This window comes from Streptomyces sp. DSM 41931, from assembly GCF_050271085.1.
GTDB lineage: Bacteria > Actinomycetota > Actinomycetes > Streptomycetales > Streptomycetaceae > Streptomyces > Streptomyces albogriseolus.
Genome location: NZ_CP189902.1, coordinates 5,285,001 through 5,296,950, shown reverse-complemented (window position 1 = coordinate 5,296,950; position 11,950 = coordinate 5,285,001). Strand labels below are relative to the sequence as shown.

Annotated in this window: 4 protein-coding genes, 1 tRNA gene and 2 rRNA genes (1 of these 7 running past the window's edge); 1 reads left to right on the top strand and 6 read right to left on the bottom strand. The window is 69.0% G+C overall.

Annotated elements, in window-relative coordinates; genetic code table 11:
- Positions 1 to 151: 151 nt before the first annotated feature.
- Positions 152 to 829 (bottom strand): response regulator, encoded by a 678-nt coding sequence (locus ACP7TJ_RS24490; protein ID WP_167743596.1) that lies wholly within the window; start codon positions 827 to 829, stop codon positions 152 to 154.
- A gap of 307 nt (positions 830 to 1,136) precedes the next feature.
- Entirely contained in the window at positions 1,137 to 6,614 is a 5,478-nt protein-coding gene (locus ACP7TJ_RS24485) for a HAMP domain-containing protein (protein WP_093765173.1), read from the bottom strand.
- Positions 6,615 to 7,029: 415 nt separating this feature from the next.
- On the opposite strand from ACP7TJ_RS24485, the gene ACP7TJ_RS24480 reads away from it, so the two are divergent.
- Positions 7,030 to 9,783, top strand: coding sequence for a SpoIIE family protein phosphatase (locus ACP7TJ_RS24480; protein ID WP_093765172.1), 2,754 nt, complete (start codon positions 7,030 to 7,032; stop codon positions 9,781 to 9,783).
- Between the two features lie 61 nt (positions 9,784 to 9,844).
- Here ACP7TJ_RS24480 and ACP7TJ_RS24475 read toward each other — a convergent pair.
- The 4 genes from ACP7TJ_RS24475 to ACP7TJ_RS24460 form a co-directional block, all read right to left on the bottom strand.
- A tRNA-Thr gene (locus ACP7TJ_RS24475) sits at positions 9,845 to 9,917 on the bottom strand.
- Positions 9,918 to 9,991: 74 nt separating this feature from the next.
- Positions 9,992 to 10,669 (bottom strand): DegT/DnrJ/EryC1/StrS family aminotransferase, encoded by a 678-nt coding sequence (locus ACP7TJ_RS24470; RefSeq protein WP_093765171.1) that lies wholly within the window; start codon positions 10,667 to 10,669, stop codon positions 9,992 to 9,994.
- A 99-nt stretch (positions 10,670 to 10,768) separates the two neighbouring features.
- Positions 10,769 to 10,885: ribosomal RNA gene (rrf, locus tag ACP7TJ_RS24465) — 5S ribosomal RNA — on the bottom strand.
- 90 nt (positions 10,886 to 10,975) lie between these two features.
- Positions 10,976 to 11,950 (bottom strand): 23S ribosomal RNA (locus ACP7TJ_RS24460); it runs 2,149 nt beyond the window's last position.

Here is an 11,950-nt window from a genome sequence, read left to right as displayed (position 1 = left end):
CGGCACATAACACGCGTGGCGGATGCTTCACCCGTTCGTGTCGCCCGCTTCGAGGCGCGAAGCTGACGCGTGGTGCTCCGAACGCGCGGAGTTGACGCCCCCTCAGGGCGAGGGCCGCTTCCGGGGGCGGGCAAGGCCCGCGCGGGCGGGGTCAGTTCTGCGAGGACACCGACGACGCGCTCCCGGTCCCGGGGTCCAGGGCGTCCAGCGCCCGCCGCAATCCCGTGAGCTTGCGCTCCAGATGGGCCGCCGTGGCGACCGCGGCCGCGTCGGTCGACTCGTCGTTCAGCTGCTTGGTGAGCGCCTCGGCCTGCTCCTCGACGGCGGCGAGCCGCGCCGACAGCTCGGCGAGCAGCCCCGCGGACTCCTTGGACTCCCCCGTGTCCTTCTCGCTGCCCTCGAGCTGGAGCCGCAGCAGCGACGCCTGCTCCCGCAGCTGGCAGTTCTTCATGTACAGCTCGACGAAGACCGAGACCTTCGCGCGCAGCACCCACGGGTCGAACGGCTTGGAGATGTAGTCCACCGCGCCCGCCGCGTACCCCCGGAAGGTGTGGTGCGGGCCGTGGTTGATCGCGGTGAGGAAGATGATCGGGATGTCCCGGGTCCGCTCCCGCCGCTTGATGTGGGCGGCGGTCTCGAAACCGTCCATCCCCGGCATCTGGACGTCCAGCAGAATGACCGCGAAATCGTCCGTGAGCAGTGCTTTGAGCGCTTCCTCCCCGGACGATGCCCGCACCAGCGTCTGATCGAGCGCCGAGAGGATCGCCTCCAGCGCCAGCAGATTCTCCGGCCGGTCATCGACCAGGAGGATCTTGGCCTTCTGCACCATGGCCCGCCCTCCTCGCCCCGGCTTGGGGCCCTCCCTGTCAGCAGGACCTGACACAGCACCGGTGGGTGCCGCCCCAGGGGACGACTCCCTTGCGCCGCCCGTCCTTGTGCCGGTCATCGTAGCCGCACCCCGCCTGTCGCCACACCCTGTCACCGTGATGTCACTGTGCACGTAGCGGAAACGCTGCGGGAGACCAGAAGGTTCCCCGTATACCGCACTTCTACACGACATCGCGCAGGACGCGTGGACCACTCCGCGCGTCCTCGGACGCTTCCCGCCACTTTCCCACGCCCTGCCGCCGCCGGTCTCACTCCCCCCTCATCCACTGCTCCATCACCGTCAGCAGGTGATCCGGGTCGACCGGCTTGGTCACGTAGTCGGAGGCGCCCGACTCGATGGCCTTCTCCCGGTCGCCCTTCATCGCCTTCGCGGTGAGCGCGATGATCGGGAGCCCGGCGAACTGCGGCATCCGCCGGATCGCCGTGGTCGTCGCGTACCCGTCCATCTCGGGCATCATGATGTCCATCAGCACGACCGCCACGTCGTCGTGCTGCTCCAGGACCTCGATGCCCTCGCGGCCGTTCTCCGCGTACAGCACGGACAGGCCGTGCTGCTCCAGGACGCTGGTCAGCGCGAAGACGTTCCGGATGTCGTCGTCGACGATCAGCACCTTCTGCCCGCCGAAGCGGATGCCCTTGCGCGGCGTGCGCGCCGTCTGCGGCTCCTGCTCCACGGCCGGCCACTCCTCCAGCTCCGCGGAGGGCCGCTGGTCCTGCTGGAGGGAGACCCGGCGCCGGCGCCGGAACAGCGCCGCCGGACCGTTCCGCGCCTCCCGGTACGAGGTCACCTCCGCCGGGGTCTCGGCCTCCGGCGCGGCCAGCTCGGCCGACGCCACCAGGTCCCCGGCCTCCAGCGCCGGCATGGGCGGCTGCTGGTAGCCGTTGGGCGGCAGCTCGCTCGGGTGCAGCGGCAGGTACAGGGTGAACGTCGAGCCGCGGCCCGGCTCGCTCTGCGCGTGGATCTCACCGCCGAGGAGCTGCGCGATCTCCCGCGAGATGGACAGTCCGAGCCCCGTGCCGCCGTACTTGCGGCTGGTGGTGCCGTCGGCCTGCTTGAACGCCTCGAAGATCACCCGCATCTTGCTGGCCGCGATGCCGATGCCCGTGTCGCTCACCGAGAACGCGATCAGGTCCGCGTCCGGGTCGGTCAGCGAACCGGCCTCCAGCAGCTGCTCCCGGATGGCCTGCGGCACGTCGTCCCGGGCCGGCCGGATGACCAGCTCCACCGAACCGGAGTCGGTGAACTTCACCGCGTTGGACAGCAGGTTCCGCAGCACCTGCAGCAGCCGCTGCTCGTCGGTGTGCAGCGTGGCCGGCAGCTCCGGCGACACCCGCACCGACAGGTCCAGGCCCTTCTCCGCGGTCAGCGGACGGAACGTGGCCTCCACGTAGTCCACGAGCTGCACCAGCGCGATGCGCGTCGGGGAGACGTCCATCTTGCCCGCCTCGACCTTCGACAGGTCGAGGATGTCGTTGATGAGCTGGAGCAGGTCGGATCCCGCACCGTGGATGGTCTCGGCGAACTCGACCTGCTTGGGGGACAGGTTCGCGTCGGCGTTGTCGGCGAGCAGCTTGGCGAGGATCAGCAGCGAGTTGAGCGGCGTCCGCAGCTCGTGCGACATGTTCGCGAGGAACTCGCTCTTGTAGCGCATGGACACCGCGAGCTGCTCGGCGCGCTCCTCCAGGACCTGCCGGGCCTCCTCGATCTCGGTGTTCTTCACCTCGATGTCGCGGTTCTGACGGGCCAGCAGCTCGGCCTTCTCCTCCAGCTCGGCGTTGGACGCCTGGAGCGCCTTCTGCCGCTGCTCCAACTCGGCCGACCGCTCCCGCAGTTGCTCCGTCAGCTCCTGCGACTGCGCCAGCAGCCGCTCGGTCTTGGTGTTGACCGAGATGGTGTTGACGCTGGTCGCGATCATCTCGGCGATCTGGTTGAGGAAGTCCTTCTGGATCGCCGTGAACGGCGTGAACGACGCCAGCTCGATGACGCCGAGCACCTTCCCCTCGAACACCACCGGCAGCACGATCACCTGGGCCGGCGGCGCCTCCCCGAGCCCCGAGGAGATCTTCAGATAGCCGCTGGGCGCGTTGTCCACCAGGATCGTGCGCTTCTCCATGGCGGCCGTCCCGATCAGCCCCTCACCGGGCTGGAACGACGTCGGCATCGACCCCATGGAGTAGCCGTACGAGCCGAGCATCCGCAGCTCGAACTGCTCCTCGTCGGCCGCGTTCAGGTCCTCGCCGTCGACCAGCGGCATGGCGAGGAAGAACGCGCCGTGCTGCGCGGACACCACCGGCGTCAGCTCGCTCATGATCAGCGAGGCGACGTCCTCCAGGTCGCGCCGGCCCTGCATCAGCGCGGAGATGCGGGCCAGGTTGCCCTTCAGCCAGTCCTGCTCCTTGTTGGCGATCGTGGTGTCGCGCAGGTTGGCGATCATCTTGTTGATGTAGTCCTGGAGCTCCTGGATCTCCCCGGACGCGTCCACGTCGATCTTCAAGTTCAGGTCGCCGCGGGTCACCGCGGTCGCCACGCGCGCGATGGCGCGCACCTGCCGGGTGAGGTTCCCGGCCATCTCGTTCACCGACTCGGTCAGATCCCGCCAGGTGCCGTCCACGTCCCGCACCCGCGCCTGGCCGCCCAGCTGGCCCTCGGTGCCCACCTCACGGGCCACTCGCGTGACCTCCTCGGCGAACGACGACAGCTGGTCGACCATCGTGTTGATGGTCGTCTTCAGCTCGAGGATCTCCCCGCGCGCGTCGATGTCGATCTTCTTCGTCAGGTCGCCCTTGGCGATGGCGGTGGTCACCATGGCGATGTTCCGCACCTGACCGGTCAGGTTGGACGCCATCTGGTTCACCGACTCGGTGAGGTCCTTCCACGTGCCCGCCACCCCCGGCACGTGCGCCTGACCGCCCAGGATGCCGTCCGTGCCCACCTCACGGGCCACCTTGGTGACCTGCTCGGCGAACGCGCTCAGCGTCTTCACCATCGTGTTGATGGTGTCCGCGAGCTGCGCCACCTCGCCGCGCGCCTCGATGCTGACCTGCCGCGTCAGGTCGCCGTTGGCGACCGCGGCGGACACCTGGGAGATGTTCCGCACCTGGGTGGTGAGGTTCTTCGCCATCAGGTTGACGTTGTCGCTCAGGTCCTTCCAGATGCCCGTGACGCCCGGCACGTGCGCCTGACCGCCCAGGATGCCCTCGGTGCCCACCTCGCGGGCCACACGGGTCACCTGCTCCGCGAACGACGACAGCTGGTCCACCATCGTGTTGACGGTGGTCACCAGCTCCAGGATCTCGCCCTTGGCGTCGACGGTGATCTTCTTCGACAGGTCGCCCTTGGCGACCGCCGTGGTGACCTCGGCGATGTTGCGCACCTGGAGGGTCAGGTTGTTCGCCATGCCGTTCACGGACTGCGTGAGGTCCTTCCAGGTGCCGGAGACCCCCTGCACCTCCGCCTGACCGCCCAGGATGCCCTCGGTGCCCACCTCGCGGGCCACCCGGGTGACCTCCTCCGCGAACGACGACAGCTGGTCCACCATCGTGTTCAGGGTGTTCTTCAGCTCGAGGATCTCCCCGCGCGCGTCGACGGTGATCTTCTGCGACAGGTCACCGCGCGCCACCGCCGTCGCCACCTGCGCGATGTTGCGCACCTGGCCCGTCAGGTTGGACGCCATGCCGTTCACGGAGTCCGTCAGGTCCCGCCACACACCGGCCACACCGGGCACCTGCGCCTGACCGCCGAGGCGGCCCTCGGTACCCACCTCACGGGCCACCCGCGTCACCTGATCGGCGAACGACGACAGCTGGTCCACCATCGTGTTGATGGTGTTCTTCAGCTCGAGGATCTCCCCGCGCGCGTCCACGTCGATCTTCTGCGACAGGTCACCGCGCGCCACGGCCGTGGTCACCTGGGCGATGTTCCGCACCTGGGAGGTGAGGTTGCCGGCCATCGAGTTGACGGAGTCGGTCAGCTCCTTCCAGGTGCCGGACACCCCGGGCACCTGCGCCTGACCGCCCAGCCGGCCCTCGGTGCCCACGTCCCGGGCCATCCGGGTGACCTGGTCGGCGAAGCTCGACAGCTGGTCCACCATCGTGTTCACGGTGTTCTTCAGCTGGAGCATCTCGCCGGACACGTCCACGGTGACCTTCTGCGACAGGTCGCCGTTGGCCACCGCCGTCGTCACCTGGGCGATGTTCCGCACCTGCCCGGTGAGGTTGCGGAACGCGGTGTTGACGGAGTCCGTCAGGTCCTTCCACGTGCCCGCGGCGCCCGGCACCTGCGCCTGGCCGCCCAGCTCGCCCTCGACGCCGATCTCCCGCGCCACCCGCGTCACCTCGGCGCCGAACGCGGAGAGCTGGTCGACCATCGTGTTGACGGTGTTCTTCAGCTCCAGCATCTCGCCGGCCACGTCCACGGTGACCTTCTGCGACAGGTCACCGTTGGCCACGGCCGTGGTGACCGCCGCGATGTCCCTCACCTGGGTGGTGAGGTTCCGGAACACCGTGTTGACGGAGTCCGTGAGGTCCTTCCACGTGCCCGCGGCGCCCGGCACGTTCGCCTGACCGCCCAGACGCCCCTCGGCGCCGACCTCGTTGGCGACCCGCGTGACCTCGTCCGCGAAGATCCGCAGCGTCTCGGTCATCTGGTTGATCGTCTCGGCGAGCTGCGCCACCTCGCCGCGCGCCGGCACCGTCACCTTGCGCGACAGGTCACCGTTGGCGACCGCCGTCGTCACCTCGGCGATCCCGCGCACCTGCGCGGTGAGATTCCCGGCCATGGTGTTGACGGAGTCGGTGAGCTCCTTCCACACACCGTCCACACCCGGCACCTGCGCCTGACCGCCCAGGGCGCCCTCGGTGCCCACCTCACGCGCGACGCGTGTCACCTCGGAGGAGAACGCGGAGAGCTGGTCCACCATCGTGTTGACGGTGTTCTTCAGCTCCAGCATCTCCCCCTCGACGTGCACGGTGACCTTGCGGGACAGGTCGCCGCGCGCCACCGCCGTCGTCACCAGCGCGATGTCGCGCACCTGTGCCGTCAGCCGCTCCGCCATGGTGTTCACGGAGTCCGTCAGGTCCTTCCAGGACCCGGACATGCCCCGCACCTGCGCCTGACCGCCCAGCTTGCCCTCGGTGCCCACCTCGCTGGCCACCCGCGTGACCTCGTCGGTGAACGTCGACAGCTGGTCGACCAGGTTGTTCACGGTCCGCGCGACCTTCAGGAACTCGCCCCGCAGCGGATGCCCGGTCCCGTCCGGCGCCTGGGTCCGCAGCTCCATCCGCGGCGACAAATCACCCTCCGCCACCGCCGACAGCACCCGGCTCACCTCGGACACCGGCCGTACGAGGTCGTCCACCAGGGCGTTGGAGTGGTCGATCGCGGCCGCCCAGGAGCCCTCCGAGGGCCCCGTCTCCAGCCGCTCCGTGAGCTTTCCCTCGCGCCCCACCATGCGGCGCACCCGCGCCAGCTCACCCGTGAGGTGCAGGTTGCGGTCGGCGACCTCGTTGAAGACGGCGGCGATCTCGGCCATCACGCCGTCGCCGGTCACCGTGAGGCGCTTGCGGAAGTTTCCGTCCCGCATCGCCACCAGGGCGCCCAGCAGGCGGTTCATCGCCGCCGCCTCCACCGTCACGGTGCCGCCCCGCGCCTTCCCCGCCTTGCTCAGGGACTGTCCGCCTTTCGCGCGCGTCGTCTTCGTGCTCCGCGTCGCTGCGCCAGACTCCACTGTGTCCCTCCCGCAGGGGTTGACCATTACCGCTGTGCCCGGTGACACCCTCCAGGGTGCTCCCGTTGCCGCCGTGCTCTACCTGTTTGACTGAGATGCCCTGCCCGACGTTCCGAGGCACCGCCAGGGGGCTGCTGCCCACCCGGCCCCGGCGCCACACTGCCTGCCCGGACCTTCCCTACAAGCCTGCCCAGTGTTTCACCCCCGCGGAACCAGGCCATAACAGTTCGGCAGCTTCGCACATCGTCCGCACACCCGCCGGACGGCGAACACCTCGGACGGAAACACTGCAGACCGGCATCCTCTCGGACCGCGAAGGTAAGTAACCTTGCATGCGGCTGTCCAGCCACGCCGGCGCGTCCGGCCTGGGCGGTGGCACGGGAACGAGCGGGCATCGGAGGGGCGGCCGCACAACATGACCACCGGACTGATCCCGGGGGAACAGCCCCCGGACCCACGGCCGACGGAAGGTCTGCCGCACCAGCGGCACGAGCCGGCCGGCCAGGGAGCCATGCCCGTCGAGAACCGGTCGAGGAGTTCTGTGATCACCGCGCGCGCGGCCGCCAGCTTCGAGCCCGTCGGACGATCCGTCGCGAGCGCCCGTTCCTTCGTCCGTGACACCCTCCAGGGCTGGGGCTTCGCCGACATCGTGGACGACGCCGTGGTGCTGACCAGCGAGCTGGTGACCAACGCCGTCGTGCACGCGGGCACCTCCGCCGACCTGCTCTGCCTGCGCAGCGAGGACGGCGTCCGGATCGAGGTGGCCGACCGGTATCCCGAGCGTGAGATCCCCCTCCAGGGCTCCCCCATCGACATGGGCAGCCCCGACCGCGAGGGCGGACGCGGCCTCCAGCTCTGCGCCGCCCTGGCCGGCCACTGGGGCGTCGACTACACGCCCACCCACAAGACCGTCTGGTTCCGGCTCGACCTCCCCGAGCGCCCGGTCGGCACCCGCACCGCGGGTCCCGCCCTACCCGCCCATCTGCTGCCGCTGGCCGACACCCGGGTCCGCGTCGCCGTCGTCCAGATCGACCGCTCCGGCTCCATCACCGCCTGGAACGAGGACGCGGAGGAGCTGTTCGGCTACAGCGCGGAACAGGTCACCGGCAAGCCCCTCACCGACCTCGCCGCCTGGCCGCACACCCCCGGCACCGGCACCGGCATCGCCGACGCCCTCCAGCTCTCGCGCTGGGAGGGCTCCTACGGCATCCGCGGCGCCCACGGCCGCGTCATCCCGGTGTACGCCTCCCACCTGCGCGTCCGGGACACCGACGGCGAGCCGTCAACCGTGTGTCTCCTGGTACGCGACCACGAACGGGCGGTTCTGCAGACCCCCCTCCGGGGCCCCGCCCCCGACTCCTCGGGCGGCTCCGACGGCCAGAGCGCCGACCCGTTCGAGGTCTTCATCGGCTCCCCCGCCCCCGACGACCTCGACGGCCTGCTGCAGCGCACCGTGGAGCGCGCCCGCGACATGCTCGACGGCGACTCCGCCTTCCTGCTGCTCGCCACCGACGACGAGACCGAGCTGGAGGTCCGCGCCTCCACCGGCCTGCCCTCGGCCCGCCAGCGCTTCGCACGCGTCCCCGTGGAGGGCGGCCCCGGCCGCTACGGCTCCGCCCGCATGCCGGCCGTCCATGAGGACCTCACGGCCGTCCCGGGCGCTGTCCCGCTCCTCAACGGCACCGGCATGCGCTCGGTCGTCACCGTGCCTCTGAAGGTCGAGGGCCGCCTCACCGGCTCCCTCGGCGTCGCCGCCGAGGCGCCCGGCCGCTACTCCAACGAGGAGGCGCTGCGCCTCCAGTTCGCCGCGGACCGCATCGCCCTGGCCGTCGAGTCCGCCCGCCTGGGCGAGCTGGAGCGGCTGCGCCGCGGCTCCCTCAGCTTCCTCGTCGAGGCGTCCGACCTGCTGGCCGGCACCCTCGACCGGGACCAGACCCTGGCCCTCATGGCGCAGATGACCGTCCCGACCCTCGCCACCTGGTGCGCGGTGTACACGATCGCCGACCAGTCCTCCGATCCCGATCTGTCCTACGTGCTGCACGAGGACGAGGAGCTCATCGACGGCATCAAGTCCCTGCTGTCGAAGATCCCCCCGCCGGACCCGGTACCCACTCCCGGCGCCCGCGTCTGGTCGGCGCCCGCGGAGGTCGCCCATCAGGCGGCCCTGCGCACGTCCATGCGCAGCCTCGGCCTGAGCGGTGGCCCCACCCGGCACGTCACCACCGGCATCGGCCCGACCCTCGCGACGGCCTCCGCGGTCGGCGGCGAGACGGTGGTCCTCCCCCTGGTGGCCCGCAACCGCGTCATCGGCATGCTGACGCTCGGCAAGCCGACCGACGAGCACTTCCGCCAGGAGATCCTGGAGCTGGCCGAGGACCTGTCCCGCCGCGCCGCCCTGGCTCTGGACAACGCGCGTCTCTACTCGGAGCGCACGGCCATCAGCCAGTCCCTCCAGCGCAGCCTCCTGCCGCCGGAGCTGCCCACGATCGAGGGCGTCGAGGTCGAGGTCATCTACCGCGCGGCCGGCGAGGGCAACGAGGTCGGCGGCGACTTCTACGACCTCTTCCCGATCAGCGACGGCGCCTACGGCTTCGCCATCGGCGACGTCTGCGGCACGGGCCCGAACGCGGCAGCGGTCACCGGCCTCGCCCGGCACGCGCTGCGCCTGCTGGCCCGGGAGGGCCTGAGCGGCCCGTCGGTCCTGGAGCGCCTGAACTCCGCGATCCTCGACGAGGGCGAGCGGAGCCGCTTCCTCACCCTCCTGTACGGGGAGATGCGCCCGCAGGAGGACGGCAGCGCCGAGCTCAAGGTGGTCTGCGCGGGCCATCCCCTGCCGCTCCGACTCCGCCAGGACGGCACGGTCGAACCGGCCGCCGAACCGCAGCCGCTGCTCGGCGTCCTGGAGAATCTGGAGTTGTACGAGGAGACGGTCACCCTCGACCCTGGCGACGTCCTGCTCTGCGTCACGGACGGCGTCACCGAGCGCCGCGAGGGCTCCAGGATGCTGGGCGACGACGGCCTCGCCGAGGTTCTGACGACGTGTACGGGGCTGACGGCCGGCGCGGTCGCGGCCCGCATCATGCGCGCGGTGGAACGCTTCGCCTCGGACGCGCCGTCCGACGACATGGCGATTCTCGCGATGCGCGTGCCGGGTCTCCAGCAGGACTGATCCCCCACCGCCACAGGGCATGAGAAAGGCCCCGCCCGAATGGGCGGGGCCTTTCTGGCTGAGCCCCCAAACGGAATCGAACCGTTGACCTTCTCCTTACCATGGAGACGCTCTGCCGACTGAGCTATAGGGGCCTGTCGTCGCTTCGGTTTCCCTCGTGGCAACGGAATAGATCATACCCTGAACGGAGCCGTGCTCCCAACCACGCTCAGCGGGCCGGTGCGAGCAGTCCTCCCAGCGCATTGCACACGGACGCCGTCCGCTGCATGTCCCGCTTCGTCAGAGAGGCGTCGACGGGCAGAGCGAGCGTCTCGTCGGCGGCCCGCTCGGTCTCCGGCAGCGACACGCAACGCCGGAACTCCGGCAGCCGGTGCACGGGCGTCGGCACGGGTATCCGGCACGCGACTCCCTTGGCCCGTACGGCACGTGCGAAGGCGTCCCGGTCGGGCCGCCCGTTCCCCGGCACCCGCACGACGTACTGCTGATAGCTGTGGTCGGCGCCCCCCTCGGGCGTCAGCACCCCACGCAGCCGGGCGTCGAGATAGGCGGCCCGCTCCCGCCGCCGCGCCGTCTCCTCACGGGAGGCGTCCAACTCGGCGTGCTCCAGCACCAGAAGACCGCGCCGCTGCCCGAGCGCGCGCAACTGTCCCAGGTCGGCGGGGTGTCCGAAGCGGTGAACGGCAACGACCGCCGCGGTGCGGGGAGTCAGCGCCGCGCCGACCGCGGCGGGGTCCAGGCAGTACGTCGCCGGGTCTATGTCGGCGAACACGGGCAGCGCGCCCGCGAGCGTCACGGCCCGCGCGACCTCCACGTTGCCGAAGGCCGGCACAACGACCTCGTCACCGGCTCCTACGCCGGCCGCCCTGAGCAGTGCAGCAGTTCCCATACTCGGGATGCTCGGCAGGCAACGTGAACGTCAAGTGACGGACAACAAAAAAGGGTTGGTCCCTGAACCGAAGTTCAGGGACCAACCCTTGTAAGAATTGTTCGGCGGCGTCCTACTCTCCCACAGGGTCCCCCCTGCAGTACCATCGGCGCTGTAAGGCTTAGCTTCCGGGTTCGGAATGTAACCGGGCGTTTCCCCTACGCTATGACCACCGAAACACTATGAAACACTCAACCACCGGCATGCCGTGACCATGGCATGGGGTTGTTCGTGGTTTCAGAACCAACACAGTGGACGCGAGCAACTGAGGACAAGCCCTCGGCCTATTAGTACCGGTCAACTCCACACGTTACCGTGCTTCCATATCCGGCCTATCAACCCAGTCGTCTACTGGGAGCCTTACCCTCTCTAGGAGGTGGGAGTCCTCATCTCGAAGCAGGCTTCCCGCTTAGATGCTTTCAGCGGTTATCCCTCCCGAACGTAGCCAACCAGCCATGCCCTTGGCAGAACAACTGGCACACCAGAGGTTCGTCCGTCCCGGTCCTCTCGTACTAGGGACAGCCCTTCTCAAGACTCCTACGCGCACAGCGGATAGGGACCGAACTGTCTCACGACGTTCTAAACCCAGCTCGCGTACCGCTTTAATGGGCGAACAGCCCAACCCTTGGGACCGACTCCAGCCCCAGGATGCGACGAGCCGACATCGAGGTGCCAAACCATCCCGTCGATATGGACTCTTGGGGAAGATCAGCCTGTTATCCCCGGGGTACCTTTTATCCGTTGAGCGACGGCGCTTCCACAAGCCACCGCCGGATCACTAGTCCCGACTTTCGTCCCTGCTCGACCCGTCGGTCTCACAGTCAAGCTCCCTTGTGCACTTACACTCAACACCTGATTGCCAACCAGGCTGAGGGAACCTTTGGGCGCCTCCGTTACCCTTTAGGAGGCAACCGCCCCAGTTAAACTACCCATCAGACACTGTCCCTGATCCGGATCACGGACCCAGGTTAGACATCCAGCACGACCAGACTGGTATTTCAACGACGACTCCACCCGAACTGGCGTCCGAGCTTCACAGTCTCCCAGCTATCCTACACAAGCCGAACCGAACACCAATATCAAACTGTAGTAAAGGTCCCGGGGTCTTTCCGTCCTGCTGCGCGAAACGAGCATCTTTACTCGTAGTGCAATTTCACCGGGCCTATGGTTGAGACAGTCGAGAAGTCGTTACGCCATTCGTGCAGGTCGGAACTTACCCGACAAGGAATTTCGCTACCTTAG